The 26,853-nt window shown below is 43.5% G+C and carries 28 protein-coding genes; 11 read left to right on the top strand and 17 right to left on the bottom strand.

The features are described 5' to 3' along the window. Positions 1–76 precede the first annotated feature (76 nt). Positions 77–1,444 (top strand): ABC1 kinase family protein, encoded by a 1,368-nt coding sequence (locus tag V7R42_RS06900; protein WP_334019472.1) that lies wholly within the window; start codon positions 77–79, stop codon positions 1,442–1,444. Positions 1,445–1,585: 141 nt separating this feature from the next. On the opposite strand, the gene V7R42_RS06895 is transcribed toward V7R42_RS06900, so the two are convergent. Both V7R42_RS06895 and V7R42_RS06890 read right to left on the bottom strand, forming a co-directional pair. After that, the gene (locus tag V7R42_RS06895; RefSeq protein WP_334019471.1) at positions 1,586–1,894 is read right to left on the bottom strand and encodes a DUF6482 family protein; all 309 of its coding nucleotides are present in this window, start codon (positions 1,892–1,894) and stop codon (positions 1,586–1,588) included. A gap of 90 nt (positions 1,895–1,984) precedes the next feature. Further along, a complete protein-coding gene (locus tag V7R42_RS06890; RefSeq protein WP_334019470.1) occupies positions 1,985–2,377 on the bottom strand; it encodes a hypothetical protein in 393 nt (130 codons plus the stop codon). 381 nt (positions 2,378–2,758) lie between these two features. On the opposite strand from V7R42_RS06890, the gene V7R42_RS06885 reads away from it, so the two are divergent. The 7 genes from V7R42_RS06885 to V7R42_RS06855 all read left to right on the top strand — a co-directional run bounded on the left by V7R42_RS06885 (position 2,759) and on the right by V7R42_RS06855 (position 7,983). Next, positions 2,759–3,613 (top strand): DUF3014 domain-containing protein, encoded by an 855-nt coding sequence (locus V7R42_RS06885; RefSeq protein ID WP_334019469.1) that lies wholly within the window; start codon positions 2,759–2,761, stop codon positions 3,611–3,613. Continuing rightward, positions 3,600–4,184 (top strand): DUF1285 domain-containing protein, encoded by a 585-nt coding sequence (locus V7R42_RS06880; RefSeq protein ID WP_334019468.1) that lies wholly within the window; start codon positions 3,600–3,602, stop codon positions 4,182–4,184. Before V7R42_RS06885 ends, V7R42_RS06880 begins: the two co-directional genes overlap by 14 nt. A 149-nt stretch (positions 4,185–4,333) precedes the next feature. Continuing rightward, positions 4,334–5,626: an amidohydrolase family protein gene (locus V7R42_RS06875; protein WP_334019467.1), complete on the top strand. Its 1,293-nt coding sequence runs from the start codon at positions 4,334–4,336 to the stop codon at positions 5,624–5,626. A 24-nt stretch (positions 5,627–5,650) separates the two neighbouring features. Next, the gene (locus tag V7R42_RS06870; RefSeq protein ID WP_334019466.1) at positions 5,651–6,241 is read left to right on the top strand and encodes a YqaA family protein; all 591 of its coding nucleotides are present in this window, start codon (positions 5,651–5,653) and stop codon (positions 6,239–6,241) included. A gap of 161 nt (positions 6,242–6,402) precedes the next feature. Next, the gene (locus V7R42_RS06865; RefSeq protein ID WP_334019465.1) at positions 6,403–6,864 is read left to right on the top strand and encodes a hypothetical protein; all 462 of its coding nucleotides are present in this window, start codon (positions 6,403–6,405) and stop codon (positions 6,862–6,864) included. 24 nt (positions 6,865–6,888) lie between these two features. Next, positions 6,889–7,074: a hypothetical protein gene (locus tag V7R42_RS06860; RefSeq protein ID WP_334019464.1), complete on the top strand. Its 186-nt coding sequence runs from the start codon at positions 6,889–6,891 to the stop codon at positions 7,072–7,074. Between the two features lie 105 nt (positions 7,075–7,179). Then, positions 7,180–7,983 (top strand): DUF1206 domain-containing protein, encoded by an 804-nt coding sequence (locus V7R42_RS06855; RefSeq protein ID WP_334019463.1) that lies wholly within the window; start codon positions 7,180–7,182, stop codon positions 7,981–7,983. Between the two features lie 53 nt (positions 7,984–8,036). Here V7R42_RS06855 and tusA read toward each other — a convergent pair whose 3' ends face one another. Genes tusA through rph form a run of 3 tightly spaced genes read right to left on the bottom strand, consistent with a single transcriptional unit; the run spans position 8,037 to position 9,699 of the window. Beyond that, on the bottom strand, positions 8,037–8,297 hold the full coding sequence (gene tusA, locus V7R42_RS06850; RefSeq protein WP_334019462.1) for a sulfurtransferase TusA: 261 nt from the start codon (positions 8,295–8,297) through the stop codon (positions 8,037–8,039). Beyond that, positions 8,287–8,928 carry an orotate phosphoribosyltransferase gene (gene pyrE / locus V7R42_RS06845; protein ID WP_334019461.1) on the bottom strand — a complete coding sequence of 214 codons (642 nt, stop codon included), beginning with the start codon at positions 8,926–8,928 and terminating at the stop codon, positions 8,287–8,289. The genes tusA and pyrE overlap by 11 nt, the downstream gene beginning before the upstream one ends. Positions 8,929–8,985: 57 nt before the next feature. Further along, positions 8,986–9,699: a ribonuclease PH gene (gene rph / locus V7R42_RS06840; protein ID WP_334019460.1), complete on the bottom strand. Its 714-nt coding sequence runs from the start codon at positions 9,697–9,699 to the stop codon at positions 8,986–8,988. A 300-nt stretch (positions 9,700–9,999) separates the two neighbouring features. Here rph and V7R42_RS06835 point away from each other — a divergent pair, with 300 nt between their 5' ends. Both V7R42_RS06835 and V7R42_RS06830 read left to right on the top strand, forming a co-directional pair. Continuing rightward, positions 10,000–10,863 (top strand): YicC/YloC family endoribonuclease, encoded by an 864-nt coding sequence (locus tag V7R42_RS06835; RefSeq protein ID WP_334019459.1) that lies wholly within the window; start codon positions 10,000–10,002, stop codon positions 10,861–10,863. A gap of 175 nt (positions 10,864–11,038) precedes the next feature. Beyond that, on the top strand, positions 11,039–12,250 hold the full coding sequence (locus V7R42_RS06830; protein WP_334019458.1) for a tyrosine-type recombinase/integrase: 1,212 nt from the start codon (positions 11,039–11,041) through the stop codon (positions 12,248–12,250). A 49-nt stretch (positions 12,251–12,299) separates the two neighbouring features. Here the strand turns inward: V7R42_RS06830 and V7R42_RS06825 are convergent, their stop codons facing one another. The 5 genes from V7R42_RS06825 to V7R42_RS06805 form a co-directional block, all read right to left on the bottom strand. Next, a complete protein-coding gene (locus tag V7R42_RS06825) occupies positions 12,300–13,214 on the bottom strand; it encodes a hypothetical protein (protein ID WP_334019457.1) in 915 nt (304 codons plus the stop codon). A 62-nt stretch (positions 13,215–13,276) separates the two neighbouring features. Then, a complete protein-coding gene (locus V7R42_RS06820) occupies positions 13,277–13,501 on the bottom strand; it encodes a helix-turn-helix transcriptional regulator (RefSeq protein WP_064384934.1) in 225 nt (74 codons plus the stop codon). A gap of 252 nt (positions 13,502–13,753) precedes the next feature. Beyond that, on the bottom strand, positions 13,754–15,478 hold the full coding sequence (locus tag V7R42_RS06815) for a DUF927 domain-containing protein (protein ID WP_334019456.1): 1,725 nt from the start codon (positions 15,476–15,478) through the stop codon (positions 13,754–13,756). 491 nt (positions 15,479–15,969) lie between these two features. Beyond that, on the bottom strand, positions 15,970–16,347 hold the full coding sequence (locus tag V7R42_RS06810) for a hypothetical protein (protein WP_334019455.1): 378 nt from the start codon (positions 16,345–16,347) through the stop codon (positions 15,970–15,972). Positions 16,348–16,381: 34 nt separating this feature from the next. Then, positions 16,382–16,591 carry a hypothetical protein gene (locus tag V7R42_RS06805; RefSeq protein WP_334019454.1) on the bottom strand — a complete coding sequence of 70 codons (210 nt, stop codon included), beginning with the start codon at positions 16,589–16,591 and terminating at the stop codon, positions 16,382–16,384. Between the two features lie 116 nt (positions 16,592–16,707). Between V7R42_RS06805 and V7R42_RS06800 the strand changes: the two genes are divergently transcribed. Next, a complete protein-coding gene (locus tag V7R42_RS06800) occupies positions 16,708–16,977 on the top strand; it encodes a helix-turn-helix domain-containing protein (protein WP_101566470.1) in 270 nt (89 codons plus the stop codon). 18 nt (positions 16,978–16,995) lie between these two features. Here the strand turns inward: V7R42_RS06800 and V7R42_RS06795 are convergent, their stop codons facing one another. From V7R42_RS06795 to V7R42_RS06765, 7 genes are all read right to left on the bottom strand, one after another. Next, positions 16,996–17,862, bottom strand: coding sequence for a phage integrase N-terminal domain-containing protein (locus V7R42_RS06795; RefSeq protein ID WP_334019453.1), 867 nt, complete (start codon positions 17,860–17,862; stop codon positions 16,996–16,998). 842 nt (positions 17,863–18,704) lie between these two features. Beyond that, positions 18,705–19,670, bottom strand: a complete 966-nt coding sequence (locus V7R42_RS06790; protein WP_334019452.1) for a reverse transcriptase family protein — start codon at positions 19,668–19,670, stop codon at positions 18,705–18,707. Positions 19,671–19,827: 157 nt separating this feature from the next. Further along, positions 19,828–20,568, bottom strand: a complete 741-nt coding sequence (locus V7R42_RS06785; RefSeq protein WP_334019451.1) for a hypothetical protein — start codon at positions 20,566–20,568, stop codon at positions 19,828–19,830. Continuing rightward, positions 20,561–21,064 (bottom strand): hypothetical protein, encoded by a 504-nt coding sequence (locus V7R42_RS06780; protein ID WP_334019450.1) that lies wholly within the window; start codon positions 21,062–21,064, stop codon positions 20,561–20,563. The genes V7R42_RS06785 and V7R42_RS06780 overlap by 8 nt, the downstream gene beginning before the upstream one ends. Beyond that, positions 21,064–24,114: a type I restriction endonuclease subunit R gene (locus V7R42_RS06775; RefSeq protein ID WP_334019449.1), complete on the bottom strand. Its 3,051-nt coding sequence runs from the start codon at positions 24,112–24,114 to the stop codon at positions 21,064–21,066. The genes V7R42_RS06780 and V7R42_RS06775 overlap by 1 nt, the downstream gene beginning before the upstream one ends. Positions 24,115–24,124: 10 nt before the next feature. Beyond that, positions 24,125–25,342, bottom strand: coding sequence for a restriction endonuclease subunit S (locus V7R42_RS06770; RefSeq protein WP_334019448.1), 1,218 nt, complete (start codon positions 25,340–25,342; stop codon positions 24,125–24,127). Continuing rightward, positions 25,339–26,850 carry a type I restriction-modification system subunit M gene (locus V7R42_RS06765; protein ID WP_334019447.1) on the bottom strand — a complete coding sequence of 504 codons (1,512 nt, stop codon included), beginning with the start codon at positions 26,848–26,850 and terminating at the stop codon, positions 25,339–25,341. Before V7R42_RS06765 ends, V7R42_RS06770 begins: the two co-directional genes overlap by 4 nt. Between the last annotated feature and the right edge of the window lie 3 nt (positions 26,851–26,853).

The following is a 26,853-nucleotide window of genomic DNA, read 5'->3' as shown; positions in this document are numbered from 1 at the left end:
ATAACTTTTTAGGTTATTGTTTAAGCGTTTGCTAACAAAACATTTCCCTCCATCTTCAATAAAGTAGAGTGAGTCTATGGCAGAGAAGCCCAACAAATCAGTTGAATCACCACAGCGTTCTAGCAAAGCGGTGCCGTCGTCGCGCTTATCACGTATAGGGAGCTTAGGCTCCTTGGCGGGAAAAATTGCAGGAAATGTAGTGACGCAAGGTGCGGGGCAACTGCTAAAAGGTGAAAAGCCCGTCTTGTCCTCTTTGCTTTTAACACCAAAGAACATTACCAATATTGCAGATCAACTTGCCAGTATGCGTGGCGCAGCCATGAAACTCGGACAGCTTATTTCAATGGATGCGGGAGATTTTCTCCCTGAAGAGCTTGCCGTCATTTTAGGGCGTTTGCGGGACGATGCTGATCCTATGCCAAAAGACCAGCTAATAACCACGCTTAGCCAATCTTGGGGCGAAAAATGGCAAGACGATTTGCTCTATTTTTCCTTCGCCCCAATTGCCGCCGCTTCTATTGGTCAGGTGCATAAAATCATTACGATGGACGGCCAAATGTTAGCAGTAAAAGTGCAGTATCCCGGCGTAAAAAAAAGCATAGATAGTGACGTAGACAATGTCGCTACACTTATCAAACTTACTGGCTTGGTGCCAAAGTCACTAGATATCAACCCGCTTTTACAAGAGGCTAAAGCACAGCTTCATCAAGAAGCCGATTACGTGCGCGAGGCTAACATGCTCAATCGCTATCGCACGTTGGTTGAAAGTACTGATATCCAAATTGCAGGAAAGAGGGTGTTTGTCATTCCGCAAACCTATGCGCCCCTTACCACAAGTACAGTGCTAGCGATGGACTTCATAGAAGCACAAAGTTTAGATGCGCTATTAGACCAGTCGCAGGAAGTTAGAGACGCCGTAATGACTGCGTTAATGACTTTATTTTTTAATGAGATTTTTCATTTTAAACTGCTGCAGAGCGACCCTAACTTAGCTAACTATCAATTTAAACCTGAAACAAAAGAAATTGTGTTGTTAGATTTTGGCGCTACACGGGAAGTGCCCAACACTATTTCAGCGCAGTACCAAGCATTATTAAACAGCGCGGCAACCAATAACAAAACGATGATGCAACAAGCCGCGTTTAGCATTGGGCTAGTAGATGAAAGCCACTCTCAATCGCAAATCGACGCCGTCGTAAACATTGGTATGGAGGCGTGTGAAGCCATTCGCAGCGAAGGCGTTTATGACTTTGGGCAAAGCGACCTTATTTCAAGGCTTCACGATAAGGGGATGGCGCTAACTATGGAGCACAATTTTTGGCACACACCGCCGGTAGATGCCTTGTTCATACACAGAAAGCTAGGAGGCCTGTTTCTGTTGGCTAAACGGTTGAAAGCTAGAGTAGATATGCGAAAGGCGGCAGGCAAATGGCTTACACGCTAACCTGCATTCGATCGTGTTTAAACGAATAGTAGTATGCTTATAACGCGGCTATTTTTATCGACATTTACTATACTCTGCAGTGGCAACGCTATAGGGCATGGTAAGCCCACTTCAAAAAAAGCCAGTAGTAACTAACCACCCTTAGTAAGGCAAATCCATACTAAAAGGTAACGCCATTTGCTCTTTGCTTTTTGGTGGGTTTCCAATCATTTCATCGTAAGGCGTATCGTGCTTCATTACTGCCTGTTGAACGTTGCAATGCGAAAAAGCTTCACGAATGTGGCCAGCACTAAAAAAACGCATAGGCTTGTCTTCATTATCGTAAAGCATACCACTGCGATTACCGATCGTGAGATAAACTAAATATACATTCATCTCATAAGACTGAACTTCTAAGTAATCTATCGTTGTAGGCTTATCTTCAATATCCCGAAAATAAAACTTCTGCATTTTTTACCTCATGAATCAAGTATGCACCTTGCACGCCCTATATTTTTTATTAAATGACGTAATTTAGGGCGAAAAAGCAGAATATATACGTTAGGCAAGGTGCTCAGGTTCATTAGATAGATCTAGCGGAGGTCGGTGGTTTTTAAACCGTACCGCATTTGCCAACACCAGCAAGGATGCAAGAGAGCAGGCGCTGTATAGAATTGCCGCTGTTCCCATTCCAGAAGCGATCCATAGTAATGGAAATACCAGCAACCTAGGGCCTTCAACAGCTAAAGCGATTTTCGCTTTAGACAGTATAAAGCCATTTTGTATACTCATAACAATGACAGTCGCCACAGCAATGACCTGATGCTTGGTTGACAAGTTATTGATATTTAGAAGGAGATAAAGCATTACTCCCAGCATGATTAGATGCTGCATAACACTGTAGCGTTTTACTGCTCGGTGTAATTTGGGGTGATACTGTCTAAACTTACTCACGCTAATTATCCTATAAGGGCACATTCTAGTTGAAACGGGGTCGTGAGGCTCGAAATATTCATTAATTATTATGAATAACAACGAACTAGCATTTGCTTTTCAATGACTAATCAACACATTAGTACACAAACCCAATTTGTTAAACATTTGTTTTAAAATTATTTTTGAATTTACATGACATCGAATGTGAACGTTAACAAAAAACAAGGGATTCACACTAAAATTGAATAAAAACAAATCAGAAAGTGACTTTTTTACGTTAAAAAATGTCCAAAATAAGGAATTTACAATCAAAGGGAACATTTCTCTTGATTGATTTTCTAAATTTGGGTGTTATCTCTGGTAGTATTACCAAAAGGATAGTTTTGTAGCGGAGTCATTATGAGCGAATCGTCGGAAAAGAAATCGTTAGCCCCACATTTTATCGTTGTAGGCATCCTTCTTGTTGTCATTCTGGCTGTAGTGTTTTGGCCCAGTAAGGACGAGCCTGAGCCTGTAGCGACTCCCGAGCCCGAGGTAACTGAGCCTGAAGTTACGGCCCCACAGGAGCCTGAAGTATTCGAGCCCACACAGCCAGCACCTACGGTGGAGCTTGAAGAAAAAGACGAGGTTGAGCCACTTCCAGAGACATTAGAGCCTGAGCCTCTTGATACCAGCGATCCCGCAGTGAAAGCGTCACTTATAGAGAGTTCCTCAGCGAGTGAAGACACTGTTAACCGCATGCTAGTTAACGAAGGCCTAATTCAACGCTTTGTGGTGTCGGTGGCTAACTTAGCGAATGATGAGATGGCACCTAACCACCAGCTGTTAACGCCACCTGAACAGAACTTCCGCGTTTATTCTCAGGCAGGTAAGCAGTGGATAGATGCTGCAAGTTATAAGCGTTATACCCCATATGTTGATATGCTGGAGTCTTTTGACAACGAAGCACTTCTGAACATCTACGGCATTTATAAAGACGACATTCAGACGAAGTATGCTGAAATCGGGAACCCAGACCAAGACTTCAACGGCGTACTGTTGGAAGCCATTGATCAACTTCTTGATACCCCTGAAGTTCCCGTTCCTGTTGAGGTTTACACTGACTCGGTAGCATACAAATATGCCGATGAACGCCTTGAGAGTTTAAACGAGCCACAAAAGCAGCTACTTCGTACAGGCCCGGATAATATGCGTCGTATTAAGGCGAAGCTACGCGAATTAAAAGCGTTGGTCGAAGAACGTGGATCTAACTAGATTTCAGCAGCAGCTCAAGGGCACTTCGTCAAAAACGCGTGCTTTGCCTCCTGTTGAACAATGGAACCCTGATTTCTGTGGTGACATTAACCTTACTATAGCACTTGACGGCAGATGGTTTTACGAGGGCAGCCCTATTGGACGCGCAAGCTTAGTTCAGCTTTTTGCCTCAGTGCTAAAACGGGAGGGCAATAAGTACTTCTTAGTTACGCCTGTTGAGAAAGTAGGCATTACCGTTGAAGACACACCATTTCTTGTTACCCAATGGCAAAAGGAAGAGAACGAATCAGAGAGTGAACCTACCTTTGTGTTTTCCACACAAACAGGCGACACCGTGCGATTACAACATTCTGATCAACTCGAACTTCGGGTTCCGCCAAAAGCCATACAAGACCCAGAGGCAACGCCCATTCCCTACCTATGCGTTCGCAGAAACTTGTGGGCAAGATTGCATCAAAATGTCTATTATCAATTGCTTGAACAGGCTGACGAGATACCGAACGAATCCGGCACACATTTTAGTATTCAATCAAACGGTGTAACCTTCGTTTTAGGTGAAGTGAGTAATTAATCTGCTTAGTTGCTTCTGCTTCTTCGAACTTATCAAAACGTGATTCATCTTTAATAAAGCACCATTAACAGCGCTTTGTTTTGCGTTATACCTCTGACTACATTACATTCGATATAGTCTATAAAACAATCAACAAGAAGACCTATATCATGAAAAAACCTCTAATTACGTTGGCTATTGCCAGCGCTATACTCTCAACGCCGCTCTCCACATTAGCCGACACCCTGATACATGCAGGAAAAGCATTTACTGGCACATCAAAATCCCTTCAGGAAAATGTGACTATTGTTGTTGAAAACAACAAGATCAAGGCCGTCAAAAAAGGGTTTGCAGAAGCGCAAGAGGGCGACACAGTCTTTGATCTGAAGAATTCAACCGTTATGCCAGGCCTTATGGACATGCATGTTCACTTGTCGTCTCAGCATGGTGGACCACAGACGTATCTGGAGCGCTTTTCACTTAACGAAGCCGACTATGCATTACGAGCGGCGAACTACGCGAACATTACACTAGACTCAGGCTTCACCACGGTTCGCAATTTAGGGGATGGCTACAACGAAACCGTTGCGCTAAGAAACGCAATAAGTAAAGGCTATGCAACAGGCCCGCGCATTTACACCGTTGCTAAGTCTATTGCCACTACTGGTGGACACGCCGACCCAAGCAACGGCTTATCTCATTTACTTCGCCCTGATGTAGGACCTAAGCAAGGGGTAGTTAACGGCGAAACTGAAGCGCGTGAAGCAGTAAGGACACGCTATCAAGACGGTGCGGACTTAATCAAAATCACTGCAACTGGCGGCGTCTTAAGCGTTGCTAAAAGCGGTCAAAACCCACAGTTCATGACCGATGAATTAGAAGCAATTGTTGAAACAGCAAAAGACTACGGTATGACAGTAGCTGTGCATGCGCATGGGAAAGAAGGCATGAAGCGCGCTATTGAAGCCGGAGTGGATTCTATAGAGCACGGCACTTTTATGGATGACGAAATCCGCAAATTAATGAAGAAGCATGGCACCTACTATGTGCCAACAATATTGGCAGGAAAGTTTGTAGCAGACAAAGCCAAAATTGATGGCTTCTTTCCAGAGTTAGTACGCCCGAAAGCTGCCGCTATCGGCCCGCTTATTCAAAATACCTTTGAACAAGCGCATAAAGCAGGCGTAAAAATTGCTTTTGGTACAGACAGTGGCGTATCAGCCCACGGTGACAACGCACAGGAATTTTCATTAATGGTTGAAGCGGGTATGAAGCCGGCTGACGCTCTATTAAGTGCTACCGTTAATAGCGCGAATTTACTAGGTATTAGCGATATTCTTGGCACGTTAGAAGAAGGAAAATTAGCTGATATTGTTGCGGTTCAAGGCAATCCGCTAGACGACATATCGCTTATGGAAAGCGTGTCCTTTGTGATGAAGGACGGCGTCGTTTACAAGCAGTAAAGAAAATAAAGTGGTAGGGATTACATGGAACTAGGTAAAAAAGTTAAGCACAAAACCAAAAAGCTTGTCGATTCTAAGCATATGTTAAAGGGCATCACTCTTGCGTCATTTTTAGAATCAACCATTGTTCCCATACCACTAGAAGCCGTAATGGTGCCACTGATGCAAGCAAGACGGGAATCGCTTTGGCAAATTGCATTAATGGCCACCTTGGGCTGCGTGATTGGCGCAATCTTCGGCTATGCCCTTGGTTATTATCTTTTCGACCTCGTTGGTCAGTGGGTTATTGATACCTTTTTCAGTCAGGATCAGTTCGACAGCGTTAAACAACAGATGCAAAACCAAGGTTTTTGGTTTGTCATGACCTTAGGTATTGCCCCCATTCCTTTTCAGGTTGCAATGCTTGCCGCTGGTGCAACCCAATACTCGCTGCCGCTTTTTCTTTTAGCCACTATTATTGCACGTTCAATTCGTTATTTTGGGCTTGCAGCTGTCGTCTATTATGCAGGAGACAAGGCAGAGCAGTTAATTAAGCGCTATAAAATGAAAGCGGTTTTTGCTGTCACAGTAGCGGTCGTTCTCTTGTGGTGGCTTTCAAATTTAATAAGCCAGTAAACGTACATGCTAATCTGTTTCAGGGCATGTAAAGTTTGAGATAAGCGATATAGTCTGATCACTGAAGCGTAATTATCAAACTAAACAATAGATTTTTTTAACTTTACATTTGATAATGATTCTTATTTGCACTAATGTAATAAAAAACAGGAGGTGCTTTTATGAATGTTCAGCGATTATGTCCAGTTTATAAGAAGTGGCTACAGCTAAACCCTTCAAATGCGAGGCAGCATCGCTATGCTATGCAAGCGCAGACTCAGCAGGCCCATCAACAAGGTAAATTGGATCACGCCAGAGAGTTAGGTTATCAAACTTTTGAAGCCGCCAAGATTATCTTGAATACGCTTCAGCCAACATCTTTGCAAAAGGTCAGTATAGTGCAAGAAGATGTGCTCGCATTTTCTACCATGGGAATGTACTTATCTTCCTTACTTGCACAAGAGCAGAGAAAACGAGAATCTCGTGCTATTTTGCAAGAATGCCAGCAACAACTCATTGCCATATTGCCTCTACATGCCACTAATCCTTCTGTATGCAGGCTGATATCAACCATTCAGCACACCCTTGAGCAAGCCTACGTACCCCAAGCAAGTAAACGACTTGCTTCTGTGGCCGTGCATTAAATACTTTAAATAAAGGAGATAGCTATGGCGTCGAAACAAATTTCAAACGAAGACGGCTTTGTCTCATTAAACGTTAGAGCCTCTGTACTTCAAAAAATGCTTAATGGTGAAGTGCTCCACATGACAGATATTCACTGTACCTGTGCTCACAGCAAACGCACGCTTCAAAAATTGCTTTTAAGAGCAGTTGTTGACAGTTCTGACCGCTAGTTTGGAACTAAAAAGCGTTCGGCATGCTCGAAACGGAACATAACTTGATAGCAAATTAACTAATCTACGCGTTTTTATTTTGCAATCAAGCTATGAGAGGACACCATGGATCCTTCGTTTAAATGGAAAAAATTCACTGTCAGAGCAGGGTATAGCGCCAAAACTGTCATGTACGTTATGCTTGGTGCTTTTATTTTAACTTCAGTATTCACGGTATTAAGTCGTGAAAAAGCCTCCCAATCCCATGTCTTTCTTACACTGAAACAACAGCCTTTAGGGCAAATTTTTCTCTCAGTTTTGGTGCTTGGCTTAGCCTGTTACGCCTTCTGGCGCTGGCTGCAAATTTTCATTACCGACAAAGCTCACGATGACAGTATGCTTGTTCATGTAATCAATAAGCTGTTCTTTTTTATCTCGGGCGCTTTTTATTTTGTTGCCGCTTACGCAGGAGCTAAAACCTTACTAGAGGTGAAAAGTAGTTCGTCCTCACAAGAGAGCGGGAAAAAAGTGAGCGAGTTTCTAATGCAATATGAGTGGGGGTTGCTGCTTGTGGCCGTTATTGGGTTTTGCATCATCATATTTGCGATGGTGCAGTTCAAACACGCTTATACCGCAGACTTTTTAAAGAAATTTTCGCTTCCCTCTCTCAGTCATCGTGTGAGTAAAAGTGTAAAAGTCACTGGCCGTCTTGGATATACCGCAAGAGGGGTCGTATATTCTCTGGTAGGAAGCTTTTTTATTCTCGCCGCCCTGTTAAGCAACCCATCACAGGCAGGTGGATTACAAAAAGCGCTTGAAACCCTCATGAAGCAACCCTTTGGTCCTTACCTTATTGCCGCTGTGGGCGCTGGTTTTATTATGTTTGGTCTTTATTGTGCGCTTGAAGCGAAATACAGAAAAGTGGAATAGAAAAAGTAAACTGATGATCTCACAAGTCTGGGCTTGAATGATAAAAAAGGCGCTTAATCGCGCCCTTTTCTAATAACGTACTGATAAGGCATGGTCTCGGTTTGAGACGCAATCAGCGTATGGTCCATAAAGCGGCAAAAGCTAGGAATATCTCTGGCCGTTGAAGGGTCATCAGCCGTGATCGATAGCGTTTCCCCATCGGCCAGCTTTCTAATATTCAAACGCACCATCATTACTGGCTCTGGGCAACGCAGCCCTAACGCATCTAAATGCTGGCTTGCTGCGCTAAATGCGCTCTCAAAATCAGATGCCATAGTTTTCACGGTAAGTGTTAATGGCGCTGATCTCGCTTTCAAATCCACCTTTCTCGGTAAGATAAGCCACCACATCGGCAAGCGACACAATAGAGATAACCTGAGTGCCAAAATCGCGTTCGACTTCTTGAATGGCTGACAGTTCGCCATTACCGCGTTCTTGTCTGTCCAACGCGATCAATACGCCAGACAAACTTGCCTGCTGCTGCTCAATTAACGTCATCGATTCGCGAATAGCCGTGCCAGCAGTAATAACGTCATCCACCAGCATAACTTTGCCTTCTAGTGGGCTGCCAACCAGATTACCGCCCTCACCGTGGGTTTTAGCTTCTTTGCGATTAAAGCAATAAGGCACATCAAGGTTGTGGCTATCGGCCAACGCGACGGCGGTAGTGGTTGCAATCGGAATGCCTTTGTAAGCTGGACCGAATAGAACGTCGAACTCTACGCCTGCATCCATTAGCGCATCAGCGTAAAAACGCCCCAACTTAGCTAAATCGCCACCGCGATTAAACAAACCTGCATTGAAAAAATACGGGCTAACGCGGCCTGACTTTAAAGTAAACTCGCCAAATTTCAGTACGCCACGCTCAATGGCAAACTCGATAAAATCACGCTGAAACGCTTTCATGATGACCTCTTTATTACTAACTTATCCGTAGGCGCTAAATTCGCTTTGATAACTCGATTACGCAAGCGCCGCTTTTTGAACGTCGAATAATTCACGTAAACCGTGCTTACCAATTTTCAGCATCTCGTCAAGCTCTTCGAACGAGAACGGTTCGCCTTCTGCAGTACCCTGAACTTCAATCAACTTGCCGGTTTCGGTCATTACGATGTTCATGTCTGTCTCGGCCTCAGAATCTTCAGTGTACTCAAGATCAGCAATTGGCGTACCTTCATAAATGCCCACTGAAAGGGCAGCGATCATGTGTTTAAGCGGGTTAGTTTTGATAATGCCTTTTGCACGCATGTAAGTAAGTGCATCAACAAGGGCAACACACGCACCGGTGATTGACGCTGTGCGCGTTCCGCCATCAGCCTGTATTACATCGCAGTCTAACGTAATGGTGTTTTCACCTAGTAGCTTTAAATCGACCGCTGCGCGCAATGAACGTGCAATTAGACGCTGAATTTCTAGCGTACGGCCGCCTTGTTTACCGCGCGCCGCTTCGCGGCCACTTCTCGTGTGTGTAGCACGAGGAAGCATGCTGTACTCAGCCGTAATCCAGCCCTTTCCTTGGCCCTTCATAAAGCGTGGCACACCTTCTTCTACCGTCGCATTACACAACACCTTAGTGTTACCAAACTCTACAAGAACAGAGCCTTCTGCGTGACAAGTGTATTGACGAGTAATAGTAACAGGGCGAATTTGACTGGCGGTTCTGCCGCTTGGACGCATAGTGTTCTCCACAACGTAAGTGCTTAAAAAAGGGTAGCGTTTTACAGGTTCATTAGGCGATACATATATATAAAGCCCAACTCGCGATTCAAACCTATAAAGTCAATATAGCTACGAAATTGCGCCTAAGTATAACGCAATACCCACAGTCGTTAAAAACGAACTTTACATGTTTATTTATTGAATTGCGTAAATGTGCGCTAATATACAAATTACAAAAAACCTGCCTTAGATATTCACGTATACAACACGACGTTCGGGTTGTTTTTGCAGGCTTTCAGTTAAATTTAAAGGATATTTATGATTTACAGCATGACAGCGTTTGCGCGCGTAGAAACTAAAAAAGAGTGGGGCTCAGCCGTATGGGAAATACGCTCGGTTAACCAACGCTTTTTAGAGACCTACTTTCGCTTACCGGAACAGTTTCGCTCATTAGAACCAGTTCTACGTGAGCGATTCCGTAAGAAGCTAGCCCGAGGTAAGGTTGAATGTGCGCTACGTTTTACCGCTAACGATGCTGCTGTAACTAAGCTAAGCTTAAACGAAGAATTAGCTAAACAAGTACTTCATGCCGCCGACTGGGTGCAATCGCATGGCCAATCCACGGGGGTTAACCCACTAGACGTTTTGCGCTGGCCTGGCGTAATTGCAGCGGAAGAAGCCGATATGGATACCATCCATGCTGACGTCATGGCGGCCTTCGACCAAGCGTTAAACGACTTTATCAATGCTCGCGCTACCGAAGGGGAAGCACTTAAAGGAATGATTACACAGCGCCTTGACGCTATTGAAGTGGAAGCTGAAAAAGTGGCTGCACGTATGCCTGAAATCATGGTGTGGCAGCGAGAGAAAGTGCAAACCCGCTTTGAAGAGGCAAAGGTAGAACTTGATGCAGGCCGTTTTGAACAAGAAATGATCATGCTGGCGCAAAAAGTAGATGTGGCAGAAGAGTTAGATCGCCTTAAAGCTCACGTTAAGGAAACCCGCAATATCCTTAAAAAGGGCGGAGCAGTGGGCCGCCGTCTAGATTTTATGATGCAGGAGTTTAACCGCGAATCGAACACGTTAGGTTCAAAATCTATTAGCACCGACATCACACAATCGGCCGTTGAACTTAAGGTATTAATTGAGCAAATGCGCGAGCAGATCCAGAATATTGAGTAAAGCTCACTAGCGCTCAAATATATTCATAACCACATGAAAAACCTCGCTTTATAGCGGGGTTTTGTTTTTTATCGTTCCGTATTTTTTCATTCTGTTTCGTCCAATTGGTGAGTATTGTGGTGAGTATTTTTCACTGCTAGTCTCAAACTACTGGTGAGTACAAGGGGTGAAAAAAATGCCAAATTTAACAGTTAAACAAGTCAACATACTTGCTAAAGGTGAACCTAAAAAAACGTCTGATGGCAATGGATTGTCCTTCGTCGTGCCGAAGCGTGGAGAACCATACTGGTCCCTGAGATATACCTTCAACGAAAAGAGAAGGGAAAAGTCGCTGGGTAAATTCGGACAACTTACACTGGCTGAAGCTCGTGGTGAAGCAGAGAAAATTCGGGCATTAATTCGAGATGGCATCGACCCTCTTTCTATTGCTTCAATTGAAAATTATGACGGAATGACATTTGATCTATTATTTAAGGATATGTATCAACACAAGATATTAAAGCGTAATAAGCACCCAGATATACCAAAAAGCAAGTATGGAAAAAACGTTTCGTCCCATATTGGCCACTTAAAGGTTGAACAAGTGACTGCAATTCATGTTCGAAATATCTTAGACACCATCACAAACAGTGGTCGACCAACAGTATCAAATGATGTGCTGGGCTTACTTAATCAACTTTTTAAACATGCTATCCAACTTGGTATTACATCAAATAACCCGGCTTCAGCTTTTTCCTGTAAGGATGCGGGGGGGGATGAAAAGCCAAGAAAAAGGTTTTTGAGCATTGAAGAAATTGAACACGCCTTTTCGGTATTCAGGGAAAATTTGGATTCTTTCACGCGAGATAATTACTTAGTTTGCTGTCTACTTATTACCTTAGGCGTTAGAAAGTCAGAGTTAATTCAAGCGCCTTGGAAGGAGTTCGATTTAGGTAATGCAGTGTGGCACTTACCAAAAGCGCGCACAAAAACGGAAAGCGATATCAGTATACCACTTCCTCCACAGGCTATAAGCTGGCTTGAAGAGTTGAAAGTCAGATCTCATAGTTCTGAGTATGTATTCCCAGCAAGACGCAAAAGCAAAGTACCTCATATGGGAAACGACACTGTAAATCGTGCAGTGAACAGCCTTTTTGGAATAGACAGCAGCAAAAAAGCTCCGCCTCCAAATCGTATGGGGCAATTAGAGCATTTTACTATTCATGATTTCAGGAGAACTTTTAGAACCATCGCTGGCCAGCTAGGCTTCGACAGGGATGTTCTAGAGCGCTGTTTAAATCATAAGATAGACAATATGGCTGAGATTTATGATCAAGGGGACTATTTTTATAAAAGACGGGAGGTTCACGAAGCAGTATCCGTCGCTTTACAGCCTCTTCTTCAGTAGTGAAGAGGCTAGCCTAACTCACATTTTACCCGTAAAACTTGAGGAAGCATTATCCTTCCTCAACCTCACGGTCAGTGTTTTCAGAGAGGGGATTGTAGTTAGCATTACAAGGCTGAACTATATACTTTTTCTCCGCACTAGGGTTGTAGACCAATACATTTTTTAATGCTGGATCTAAAAATATAACGCCTTCGATATCATCATCTACTTTACATGGATGATTACTATTAAAATCCACCATAACAGCTGTTTTTTCAAGAACACCAGCAATATTTCCTCCATAGGCCAAGCTAAGAACTAATATTGCATAACTGGCAAAAAAGCCATTTGCTGTGTAAAAGTCAAACTTTTTGCTTTTAGTAAAAAAAGGTAAAATTGTAAAAATGAGGCACGAAAAAGAGATTAATGCAGTTATCGGTGTAGCTGCAAGGAGCATTGCAATTGGTTTTGTCTGGCTAAAATAAACAGCATCCACTCCAAATATTTCATTAATTATAATATTTGAAAATGTACTCATCCCATATATTGACACTGAAAATATAACAGCCCAAATTAGTGCTGGTTCCCACTTTTCATTTGAAAACTTCCCTGAAAAGCTTGTAACTAGTGGTATCAGTACACAGTATAAGCAAAACACACCCCCTAAGATAAAAAGGTATGACAAATCTACACTCCAAATCATGCCTAAAAACGCAGCCATAAACATAGCGCTACCAATGACTCCAGCTATATCGTGAAGTCTATACTCAGTAAAACCATCATTTATAAACGCAAGAACCCAATAAATGAGTGCAAACAAAACAGCTATTGAAGTAAACAACACTTGAAAGGTTTTGAAAAACTCAGCCACATCTTCGGAGAGCAAAATTAAGCTATAATCATTAAGAAATAAGATTGTCATAACGACCGCAAAAGAAACCATAAACAAGCCTAAAAGCCCTAAACAAACTTTCTTTATTATCATTTATTCACCAAAAGTATAAAAATAAATATCAGACATATCATGAGTTTAAGTTACTAAAGTGTCTACTCATTTCGACACATCCAAAGCAAAATATCAGACAGCAACCAGCGAGCTTTCCCCTTGCCAACACTAGAAGCTGGCGGGGTTTCTCCCGCCTTTTGCATGCGCCACCAAGTAGTGCGGCTAATGCCGGTTCTGCGGCAGCGTTCAGTCTCGCTTATCAGCCGCTCTTCTTCGCCATAAAGCTTTAAAATTCCCGCTCGTTTTTCAAATAGCTCGTTATTCATGTTCGTCTCCCAATTCCACGCGATTCTTTAGTATCCAAGTATCAACTTCTGTTCTCTTGAAAAAGGTTCGCCGGCCTCCAAGCTTGTAGTAGGGCAACCCTTCTCTAACTTGTTGACGCAAGAAATTCGGGCTCAGTGCTGTGTACTGGACACACTCGTCAAATGTAAGAAACTCTTTGCTGTTGAGCGCTACTTTGCAAAGTTGGCTTTCAATAACGCATTTTATTTCGTCAAATAGTTGATCAGTAAGCATTAGTAATTCTCGCTCTGGGAAGCTGGGAAAGTGGGATTAGTATTACTATTCAAAGAGTTATCATTTGGATAAAAGTGGGATAGATCCACACTTTCACCGCATTCGCGACAGATTCTCTCAGGAAAAAGCTTAATAAATCGCTCTCCTCCTATTTTAAATGTACGGCGCGTGCCTTCATTGGAAATGGCCCAACCTTTTTGAAGCATGTAATGGACTGTTTGACTGTATTCATGAGCAACAGATTCAATAACTTCCGATTTGAATAACTGCTGAGGGATGTACCAAGCCAGGTCCGGCTCTGATTCGAAGAATCCTATGCTCCCGTTATGTGATTCTCCCCGAGGACTCAGGCTATGCCGCCACTTATTGATTAGCTTGATAAGCTTCTTAATAATTTTCTTACTTTCTGAGTTTTCGGTGCTATTCCGGTCATCTAGCCAAATTGTTGCTACTTGTTCTAATGCATCTTTAGCTTCACCCAAGTGCCATGGCAACAACCCTAAATTAATGGCAATTTCCCCCGCGGCCGCCAGCAGAGCAAACTTATCTAAAACGTTATTAGCTTGACTCTCAATGTTTTTTGGCCACGGCCACTGCTCCCGAATATCTTTGTACTCTTTAATAACCTCATTATTGGGGCAATCAAGTTTTGAGAGAGCTTCCACCCACGATTTAATGAAAGTGCCATGGTACTTACCTACGCAGGATGATAAATACTCAGCAAACTCTTTAGCTGAAGTAAATCCATGAGTATTTTCAAAAGCATCATATTTGCTAAATACTGGAACCTCTATCAACCGGACTGATTGCCCTGCACTAACACTTTGATTAATGCCAAACAAAAGCTCTTCAAGGGTAAGCTCGCCGGTACTGAGAAATATTGTTCGCCAACGGTAACGCTTATCCAGTGCACCATCTTGCTGGCTTCTTAGTTTTGATACGCCATTGCACAAGTGATAAATTAACTGGCCTATATCCTGTGCGGGACATTGCTTAAATTCATCAAGGCAAAGCAACATGTTATTTCGCGCACGAGCGATAGATTCAATACCGTTAGATGTGGAGCTCCAAGTCTCCCAGTAGGTTTGATCTGAATAGATACTAGCAGCCACTTTCATCACTGTAGACTTGCCTGATTTTGAGCTGCCGACGATTTGTATTCCAAAGCTTTCCAAATCAGTCCATCCAATAATAGGGGCCGCAAGTGCAGTACATACTGCAAGAATCATGATTGGATTACCTCGGCAATACTTTCCAATATTTTGTTGCCAGTCCAACAATGAGCCGGATTCAACTAAGCTGTCACCAGCAAAATCACCAACATAAACTGCCGGTGTCTCATATCGGCCAATACTCCAGTCTGGTGTCACGAATTGACCGTCCACCCAGCCACTTTGTCTCGCGCTGTATGCATGCTTATTACATGGGGTTTCGATTAGGTAGGCTAAAAGAGATTCCCACGAGTATTTTCCTGGCGACAGTTGAAAACCTGACCTAAGCAGCCTCTTTTTAAATTTCTTTGCGAAGTTGTCATCAACTTCTCCCATTGGTAGTACTTCACGAATCGGTAAGCCAAAGTAGTTTTTCCACTCTAAAAGTCGGCCAAAATCATCTCGCTTATCGTGCGAAGAGACAATAGCCTTCACTTCTATCGGACCGGAAATCTTTCTCTCTTCACCATCTTTGTTAAGGGCGTAAATCCCGTCAGGTTTTGCTTTTAGCATTGGTGCTGTTCCTTATAATTCGAAACGCTATATGAGCGTGTGAAATTGTTTAGAACAGGCTGCCATAAAGTCCTTCAGAGTGAGCGCGAAAAACTAGGGTGACTTTAGGAGGGTTTTTTCTAAGCTTGGAAAATACGCTGAAATTTACCCACTTCAGGGGTTTGATTTTCACGTAAAGTATAAGAAAACAGCTGTTTTTGGGCGCCAAGAATTAGGCATGCCTAACTCCTTCGCTCAAAAGAGTGGGTTATCAGTCGAATTTATTGATGTTGTCGCGATTAAAATGAAATAGCAAAGCCAAAAGTATCACCAACGCCAGAACCATGGCGCATCCTGTAAGCAACGGGGCCATCACTATATTTTCCCTTCTTTAATTGCTTTAAATAGATCGTGTTTTAATTTATCGTAGTGGCGAGTAGCGCGAATAGCCAGCACCATTAACACCCACATTTGAAACCATTCATATGTTGTCATAGCAGTTCCTATTAATTTTAATGCCTGGTAATACCGGTAAATACGTTACCTTCCCAGTTACACAACTCGATAACCCAATTACTGATTTGCTGTCGCTTATTAGGATTATAGCCGGTAAACGGGAATGTTATTTTGGTGCTGCGCGCTTTAAACTTTGAAAAGGGCTCCAGTCTTACATCCCAGACAGCTCCTTTTTCGTTGGTGACATCGAACGCAAACGCCTTTTGGGATATTAAAGTGAATAATATCTCCTCTTCAGTCTGAACATCCTTATCAAAAGAAAAGCCTAGTGGCTCACATTCAACTTCAATACCACACAGTCGATGTTTAATCTCAGCAAACGCGGGTAAAAATGGCCGTAGCTCAGAGTTATTAATCAATTTTTCTTCGTTCATAAAATCTGCCCCCAAATTGGCCTATGTATTAGCTCTAGTAATAAGTGTCGTATAACTCGCCTCGTGCCTGAGCATCCTCAGCCTCTTGACGAGTCATATGTTCGCCATCAGCGAAAACATTACCCATACCATCATCAAGCTTATCGAGTTGTTCATTTTCCGTAGATGATTGATCATCAGCGGTAAATATACTAATCAAAAAGTAGATAACCACTACCGACACACACACGAAAGTTTCAAGCATAGTCATATCCTCTAAAAAATTAGGCATGCCTAATCTATAGCTAAGCATTCCTTAGTATCTAGATTCAATTAAAGCTAAGAAAATCTTAGTTTTCAAGAGCAGATGTCTTACACCAATTGAAAACTAATGATGGTTCGCCGTTTCCAACACGGCTAAAGCAAGCAAGAACAAGACTCGGTCTGTCCCAAAAGCAGTTAGGAATAATGGCGGGGATGGATAAATTTGTTGCGTCTGCTCGTATGAACCAATATGAACGTGGCGTTCACACTCCAGATTTCAAAACTGTAGTCGCGTTGAGCGGTGTTCTAAAGGTGCCAACTGCCTTCTTGTACTGCATTGAAGACGAGTTGGCTGAAAAGATATTGGATTGGTCAGTAAGCGGATAAAATTAGGCATGCCTAATTTTAACTGCCCAAGTACGCATAGGTAATCTTCAATCGTTCGTGGCCTAATTCTTGGCTAATTTGTTCACGGACTTTGGTATCGTGCTCATAATCGGTTGGCGAGAGCTCTCTTCTATGCGGGCCACCATCGGCAGGGCATTTCCAACCTGTAAGCTCTAGATATCGCTCCCTTGCGTAATGATGACGCAGTCCGTGATTTTTATTTAATCCAACTCGAATTGTTTCGCGGTCGTACTGTTCCATTTGTGACTTATAGTTTTTGTCAGGTTCGATAAGTGCGCCTTTAGTAACAGCGGCAATATCACGAATAAGCTGTTGTTGAGATTCTTTTAAAATCGGAATTTTGCGGTATTTGCCACCTTTGGCCCATGAGCCTTTAATTTGTAGAGTGTTAGCGTTTATCAAAGCGTAGGATAAGCTGAATTTCATACACTCCTCTTTTCTAAGCCCAAATTCTTGCTGCAAACGCAGTGAAAGTTTGATTAAGTCACTCTTGATCTTGGCATTCTTATCCATGTCTAACGTTTTTGACTTGCCAATGGGGTTGTTGCGAACTCTTGGAATACCGTAATCATCATTGCTACGTGAACAGATATTAGGTTTACCTATTTTTTCGGCAATCCAACGCAATGCGGCCATTCTGTTTTTTATTGTTTTTGCTGCTAAACCTTCATCTTGCCAACGTGTAACAAGATGATTGATATGCTTGGTTTTAAGGCCGGTCGGGTCTTTTAATCTATAACCATGTTTGAGTAGCTGCTTTGCAGCAAGGTTTAAAACTTTGCTTCGGGTAGCTCTAGTGCTAAAGCTACTTTCGCGGTGTGTGTCGTTTACCATTTGGTGAAGACGATATCCTAATTGGCTCATTTCATGTTCCTCATAAATTTAAAAACTAATTTTTGAAAGTATTGAGAAAAACACCAAACCGAAGACCAGGGGGCGAAATGCCAAAATAGGTAAGTTTTAAAGCTATATGAACGGTACGTAACCGAGCATATTGTCATAAGACATAAAGGCTAACTGGTCTAAAGCAACAAAGCTGAGCCGTGTGATTTCTGTTGAAATACAGCGCGAACTACTGTGGTTTATATTTGTGTTGTTTATAGTGGGGTGGTCATGTGACCCATAATGCTGCGAATGCAGCTCCTCAGGAACGTGTTGCGGGCAGTAGATACGCCCTTTTTCTTGATGCTCATTTCGAGCTAGTTCATAAATAAAATTATCACAGTGATCAGAGATTGCAACACCTTTTTGGCACGCTCAAATCTCCATCCCTCTTCTGGCCCTGTAATTTTTCAAGGCGGATTGGGTGTCGAGGCATCATGAGCAGTGGCCTCGACGGGCGACTCTGCGAGTCGTCCCTACTTCTTTCGAGTAGGGACGACTCGTCGCCAATCCGCCTTCAAATAAAACCCCGGCAATCTAACCTGGGTTTTTCCGAACATTATTTTGGGAAACGGTTTATCTTTGTAATTGGCAGCACACACCGCGATTCGTTATCGATAGTAACGGCCCACACCTGGGTGCATGAGACAGGGCTATGGTGCATCAGGGTGCGACCCTGGAGGCGTGTAATCCATCAGACGTTAGGGTTTATCGTTTGTAGTCTTCGAGGATAGTCGTGTAGTTCCTACACGCGCAGCCCATTATATTGGGCTGTTTTTCTTAAGAATTGGTGTGTGCTGCTTTTTCAAATAAAAACTGTCTCATTATGAGCGTTCATTCTTACTCTCGATAAACTCAGCGAATCTCAGATGTCCCTCTAACCTTGGTAGGTCGTCTTCAGAAACTTTGCCTTGCTCGATCATGTGCCGAAATGCTCGGATCTTATTTCTATAACCTTTAGTTAGAGTGATTTTATCTTCTTTAACTAACAAACCATGTATTTTCAGTCGCTGACCCTTTTCAGAATCTGCAAAGTAGGTTTTATTCTTGTTTAGTGAAAATGTTGTTGCTTCGAAGATAGCTTCTAGTTCAGCTGGAAGCTCCTCCTGAAATACGCCCTTTCCTGAGAAAACGATATCATCTGCGTAGCGAGAAACTTGCAAATCATATTGGTTTGCTAGTTCTTTCAATCGCATATCAATGTCCTTCATAACAATATTCGATAGAACGGGGCTAGCAGGCGATCCCTGCGCTAATTTAAAGTTAAGTGAGCTAATATCCGCTAGTAGTTTTGCGGCATCTTTTGAGTATCCCAAGCTTTCCAAAGCGTTAGATGCTTGAAGGATTGAAATAGAAGGAAAAAAGTCTTCAATATCCACAGAGTAGACCCATTTAGCACCTTGATGAATTTTAGCAGCATCCGCGAACGATTTACCTTTCACGAACCCGCACACATGAGATTCAAATGAAACTGCATTACTTAGGTGTGTTCCTAACCACTTTTGCACCACTTTTAGCGCAACTCTAGGCGAGTGGATCACTCGAACTTTCTTACCTTGTTGAATTTTAAAGCTTCTATAAAACTTATGCTGCTTTTTAGATAAGGCGTAAACGAAATCAAGAGAGTAACCAAATAGCACAGCCAAACACGTTTCTGAGGTTACGGGGGGAAGTGACATATCAACTAAGCTTTCTATTTGCTCGCGATAATTATCACCATGCTTTTCTGGCAGAGCATCTAGAAATTTGCTTAAGGAGTTAAAAGAAACTAGGAGCGGCGCGGCATTCATGACACTATACTTTTCAAAAAATTTACAACGATGGACAAACGTCCAGCCGGGCGAAGCACGGATGGACGTTTGTCCATCGGTGTTTCTGTGTCTAGCCTTCGCAAACGGGCATGATGCACACCCTCGCGACAATTCTCCGCCGCTCCGTCTACAAATATCACCATTTTTTTCGTCCTAATTCAAGTACTCTTATAATATCTGTTCCATTTCTAGATTTAATCGATGGGACTACATTTAGGCCCATCATAGTGAGCACATATGTGCCATCAGGGTGCTCTCGAACAACAACCCCCTTTTTGATTAATTTGTCTAGGCTTTTACTAACCCAACTTGCCGTTGTATCAGGGTATTCGTGATTAAATGTTTCGGCTAAATCATCTGCTTTAATCGGCTGACGCTCTTTAATAGTCTTAAGTAACAAGATATTTGAAGGGAGCATGGGTTCACTGTTAATCCAATGAATCGCATTAAGCCGCAAACCTGACAAGACGAGCATTTGATCAACCACCTCTGTTATCTCTTGTTTTTTAAGCTCTCCACGCTTAGTTGGCTGTAGCCAAATACTAATTAGATTTTCAGTCCCATAAGACAAGTAAAGCTGCTCTACAGAATTTTCAAACCGGGAGTTGATCAGTTGAACTATTCCAGCTTCAAGCTCTTCACTCTTTCTTGATTTTAAATAGACTGTTTGGACGTCAACATTGTATTTATTTGATAATCGGTTACATAACTGCTTGATTTGACGACGCGTCACGTGACCTACTTTTGAGTCATCGCTTAGTTTGTCTTTGGGGATATATAGGACAATGGAGTCGTCATTAGCTCTGACTTGTATGTCTACGACAAAATACTTTGAAAGCTTTTCTGGATATTCGCTAATATCATCAATACTAAGCAAGTCCTGCCTCCTTCCATACACTTATAATCGTTTTACAATATGCAGCTGCTCTATCTGGCCATGATCTCGCACTGTCTAACTTATGAGCCTGAAGACTTATAACCTTGTTACTATCGATACATATTAACTTTTCAGGCTTATAATCAGCTATAACCCTCGCGTCATAAGCTCTTTCCAGCATTTCTGCTAACTCTTCAGTAGCTTCGTTTAATCGGTTAATCAAGCGACTTTTTTCCGCCAATGTAATGATGCCCTGCCTGTGAAAATGCTCTACCGACTTCTTAAGTCGCTGTCTGATGGTATCTCTAAGGCGGTTGGGAATTTCTTTATGAGGCGTAGATTTCCATTTCGGGTCTAAGAACGCCAGCATTTCCCTTGTTATCAGAAACGCAGCATAATAAAAGCGATTGAACGCACTTCTTCCATACAGATTTCTATCAGCTATCGGATGCTTTTCTAAAGCCAGCTTGCTAAGAGCTTCACCAACTAATTTCATCAATAATGCTCTTCTATATATCCATAAGCCTTGTCAAATAACTCTCGATCTTTACCAAGACCAAACTGGGCCAGAGTTACCAACAATGCTTTTTGTATTTCTCGTGGGCCACTGTTGGAGTTTTGCCAACCGTCAAAGCGCTTAGCTTTAACAATCTTGTCGATTTGCTCCACCACATCCTGGATAACTTGAGGAGTGCTATTTGGACGAGTTTCCATGAACAGTTTGGTAAGGGCCTGAACATTATCCTCTTCGGTAACTACTTTCTCACCAGTTTCGCGTTCAGCTTGCACAGTGTCCTTTGCGGCGTCTAACAGCGCTTTCAACCAGTCAATAGCCTTGATTACCCCAGCTTCGTAATCTTGTCGCAGCTTTTCTAAACGCTCGCCTAGCTCCACAAACTTCGGCTCGCCGCTGCCACGCAGTCGGCCCATAAGATCGATTTCAAGACGCTTAGCTCTTTGCTCTTGCTCTTTTTCCGTTAGAGTGAAAATCGCATGTTCATCCATAATGAGCTCATCAATATCATCCCTAATACGGTTTATGTCTGTATTCTCGTGAATCATCTTGATGGTTTCAGGACCCAGAGCAGCCCAAACTAACGCGCCAGTTTGACCGACAGGGCGGACCGACTCATAGATTTGCGCAAGCCATTTGTAGTCTTGTCGATATGGATTTAAAAATGGGTCTGGATTAATGGCTGACCATAGCTTTGTAAGTACACCAAAGCTTGCGGCAAACTCGTCTCGCTTTTCATTGGTCGGCAAGCACTCTTGTGCCGCCATCACACCTTCAAACCCTTCAAGGGTTCTATCTACACCGGGGAAGAAAGACAAGCACTTATCCAGTTGTGTCGGTAACAACGCCTTGAAAGCTTCAATGCCTTCAACAACACCTTCGATCTCATCTGGATTATAAGCAAGCGCGGTACGCAGATTTTCAAACACGCCGAGGTAATCAATGATCAAGCCCATATTTTTGCGTGTATCGTCAGTCTCATATAAGCGGTTGGTGCGACACATGGCTTGAAGGAGCGTATGGTCTCTTAACGGCTTATCTAAATACATGCAATAACAAATCGGCGCATCAAAACCTGTAAGCAATTTCGCGGTAACAATAATAAGCTGTAACGGGTTCTGTGAGTCCTTGTAGCCTTCGATAAGATCTTTCTGAGTTTGTTCTTCTGCATCGATTGTTTGCCAACGTTTGAAGTCCTCTTCCTTAACTGGAATGTCCTTATCGCTTTCCCACTTAGCCCAGTCTTTGTTTTTCTTACCTTTGTCGTCAATGATAGGAGCTTGGTCAACGTTCATCACCACTTCAACAGCATCAAAGCCTAGCTTATCGCCCAGCAAGTAATACATCTGTACACATGCATCACGGTCATAAACCACCACCATGCCTTTCATTTTTTTCGGCTTAACATGGCTGGTAAAATGTTCGGCAATATCAGCACTGACTGCGGCCATGCGTTTGGGCGCTTTTAGCATCACCGCCAACTTGCCCGCGCGTTTTGAAAGCGCTGCCTTTTCTTCGTCGTCGAGATTATTGTCTTTGGCGAGTTGCTCAAACTCTTGGTTGATGGCATCGCGATCTACTCGCAGCTCGGCCAAGCGTGGCTCAAACTTCACCGGGTTCGTGGCGCCATCGCGGATCGACTGCTTGTAGCTGTAGCGATTCATGTAGCGGCCGGGGTCTTCTTCGGCGCCAAATAACTTGAAGGTGTTGCGGTCGATACCGGAAATCGGTGTACCGGTTAAACCATAAAAGTGCGCTTGTGGCAGGGCCCAGCGCATTTTCTCGCCCAAGCCGCCCTCTTGGGTGCGGTGGGCTTCGTCCACCAACACGATAATGTTGTCGCGGTTGTTAAGGCCGTTGGGGTTGCCCTCAATAATCTCGACATCTTTAAACTTAAAGATGGTGGTAATTAATATGCCACGGCTGTCTTGCTCGATATGTTGGCCGAGCTTTTTGCAGCTTTGTACCTTGATGAGGTTTTTAACGTCCGCGCCACCAAAGGTTTCGTTGATTTGGCTATCCAAGTCGCGGCGATCTACCACAATCAATACGGTGGGGTTTTTCAGGGCATTATCACTGCGCAGCATCTTGGCGGCGTAGAGCATCAACAACGATTTACCCGAGCCTTGGAAATGCCAGATGAGGCCTTTTTTCGGGTAGCCTTTGCGCACACGCTCTACTATTTGCTTGGCCGCTTCAAACTGCGGGTAACGCGGTAGAATTTTAATGCGCTTGGGTGGCGTGTTTTTACCGGTTTTAACGGTTGAAAACAGCGCGAAAGATTCCAGTAACTGCAATAAGGTTTGTGGGTTTAACAAGCCCTCGCAGCTATCTAACACCGATGCCAAGCCGGGCAAAATGTCTTCGCGCAGGTCGGTATTGTGCCAAGGGCCCCAATCTTTTACCCGTGCATTGATGGCGCCATAGGCAAAGGTTTTGCCTTCACTGGCAAAACACAGCAGGTTAGGCACAAAGAAGGGTTCAACGTTTTTCCAATAGTGCTTTTTCCCGCCCATAAAATCGGCAGCACCGTCTTGCCAGGTCACACTCGGGCGGGTAGCAGTTTTCACTTCGCCCACTACCAAGGGTATACCGTTTACATAGAGCACAATATCAAAATAGACTTCGGTCGCCGCGATATAGTGCACCTGTTGCGACACAACAAAGTGGTTGTTATCGAGGTTATCGAAATCGATCAGATTGATGGTGATGTGGTCGCCATTCTCACCAAAAGGCAAAGTTTTCTCGGCCATTAACCATTCATGAAAGTTCTCATTGGCTTTTACTAAGCCGGTATGGCGGGCTTCTAGCACCACGCCGCGAAGCTTGTAAATTACTTCATCGGCGTAGTCCGGCTGTTTGGCGATATCGGGGTTCAACGAACACAAAGCGTCTTTGAGCCATTCATCAACGAAGATATCCTGCGCTTGTTTGGGCAGGCTCTCACCGTGGCAGTAAGTCCACTTTACCCCGCTCAAACCCTTTAAGCGGTCGATAATTCCATTTTCTGTGACGGTTTGTTCATTAAACATAAAAGCCCTATTAAGAAAAAATACTATTTACATAACCTGAAATCACTAATTCTTGCCGTTCAACAGAGCTACCTATTCTTTCAGTGACTTCCAATAATTTTTCTATAGCGTCAGCTATTGAAACTTGTTCGTTCAGTGATGGCGTAGGAAATTTTATCTTTCTTAAATCCCTAGATGTTACCAGCAACCTACCACCGGAATTAGTAAAGCGCTTTATTTGGTGCAAAACTATCGGTGAATATTTAATTGAGTAAAAGTAAAATCTTGGGTCGGCTTTTGATTCGTCCAGTGAAATCTTCATTAAATTTGAAGATATTATGGCTGAACACATGTCATCACCAATTAATATTGACCGCCCTATGTCCGCGACTCTAGAAAATACAATATCTCCTTTTTTTACTGAGTATTGTTGGAGTTGAAGTGCATAATCTTCTTCTATATACAATTCTTCAGAGTGATCGTACCCATATTCCCCTAAACAGCCAATTGTAATCACTGGTCTACCTTCCTGACACCAATGATCAGCTTTTAAAGCTGAACCGAATGGCCCAGTCCTAATTGCTGGCTCATGTTTTTTTGATAAGCTGTCTAGCGGCTTCAATTCCCAATGAGATGGAATTGCACCTAATTTATCGAAATTTGCTAAGTTCGTATCTTCTATATACCCATATCTCAATAAGCACCGAATACTTGAATTGGCCGCATCCTTTCCGGAAGAAGATAAAAGTCTGGATTTAGATATCACATGTTTTACTTGCTGAATAAAATCTCTACAAGAAACTAATTTGCCATTCTCTGGAAGATTAAATTCAATTTGCTTCAATGATTTGAACTTGGTTCTTGGTGAAAGAGAACCCGAAGAAGACCTTATTGCCTCGTTCCAAACAACCTCAGAACTAGCTAAGTAATAAAAGACGTCTTTCGGAATGGAATTGTTTTTGACATCCAAGACGAGGATATCACCGGAGCAGATTCCGTCGAACTCAGCAATTGCAGCCTTTCTTAGGTAAGGGCGGCGCTTACCAAAGAGAATGTGCCCTTTTTTAAACACTCGGGTAAAGCTTGGGTTGTCTTCGGAAATTATTCCCCAGCGTTTAATCTTGAGTGAGCCAGAATCCAAGTGTTCCAAGCCAATGTAGCGCTCATAACCATCAGCAATGGGGTCTTTGGAGGTGAGCTTTACTTCGTGGCAAATATCACCAAATTTAACGGTTTGTTTATCACTCATTGCTGCACTTCCTCACCGCTAACTTTAAACCCAAGCTCTTTTAAGCTTTTAAATAACTTATTGGTCTGCTTTTTCAATTGCACCCGGCTAACCTTCCATGCCTCGATAGCATGCTCAATATCGTGCACTTCGCCGTTGTTTGGTGCTTGCACATAAAGCGGAATCGACAGGTTGTAGAGGTTCTCTTTAAGGGTGTCGATGTCCACCAAGGCGGTAATGTCGCTCTGCTTTTCAGGAGCAAAGTACGCCTGGCAAAGCACGGTTAAATTCTCATCAGACAGGCGACTATGGGCGCGTTCGCGGGTAACGTGTTCCACGCCATTGATAAATAGTACCTTGTTTTTGCGCTCAACAGGCTTATTGCAGTTGAGCACCACCACGCAGGATTCCATCGGCGAGTTGTAAAACAGGTTTGGCCCAAGGCCAATCACCGCTTCGATAATGTCCGACTCAATCACTTGTTTGCGGATGCTTTGCTCGGAATCGCGAAACAAAACGCCGTGTGGCCAGAGCATAGCGGCGCGGCCCGTGTCGGGTTTCAGACTTTTGATGATATGAGTGTAAAACGCATAATCGGCACAACCTTGCGGTGGTACGCCGTATAGGTTGCGGCCATAAGGGTCGGCGGCGAACTTATCGCGGTTCCACTTTTTGATGGAGTAAGGCGGGTTGGCGAATATTACATCGAACTGCTTGAGCTGGTCGTTTTCAATAAACTTGGGTTCAGCCAAGGTATCGCCGCGCAGCACATCGAACTCTTCAATGTCATGCAGGAACATATTCATCCGCGCTATCGCAGAAGTAAGCAGGTTCAATTCTTGGCCATAGAGATGCACAGTTCGCCATTGCTGTTGATCCGCTGAAGGCTCTCCCTGCGAACGCAAGTCCATTACTGCGTTAAGCAACATACCGCCGGTTCCACAGGTGGGGTCGTAAGCCGTTTCACCGGGTTTTAAGCCCATGATGCGCGTCATTAGATGCACGACGGTACGGTTGGTATAAAACTCAGCAGCAGTGTGGCCGGAGTCATCAGCAAACTTTTTAATCAGGTATTCGTAAGCCTCACCCAGATCATCCTGAGCAACCGACTTAATCCCTAGCGGAATTTTACTGAAGTGCTCAATCAGATCAGATAGCAGATGATCCGGCAGGCGCTCTTTGTTGGTCCACTGAGCATCACCAAACACCCCATGTAAGCGCGGGTTGTTGGCCTCAATTAAGCGCAGTGCGTTTTGAATGGCTTCACCAATGTTTTTGCTAGTGTGGCGCACTTTTTCCCAGCGGGCTTCCTTGGGAATATCAAAACGGTGGAACATGGGCATTGCAGCGTATTCGGCATCGCCTTCATGGAACTCCAAGGCTTCGGTGTATTCTTCCAAATACACATCCGACAGGCGCTTATAGAACAGCAGCGGAAATATGTACTGCTTGTAGTCTGAGGCGTCGATTTGGCCACGCAAAAACTCGGCGGCGCCCCAGAGTAAATCCTCTAACTTTTTCTTGTTCATTGT

The organism is Alteromonas sp. S015, from assembly GCF_036864485.1.
Lineage (GTDB): Bacteria > Pseudomonadota > Gammaproteobacteria > Enterobacterales > Alteromonadaceae > Alteromonas.
This window is presented reverse-complemented; position numbering and strand designations above follow the sequence as displayed.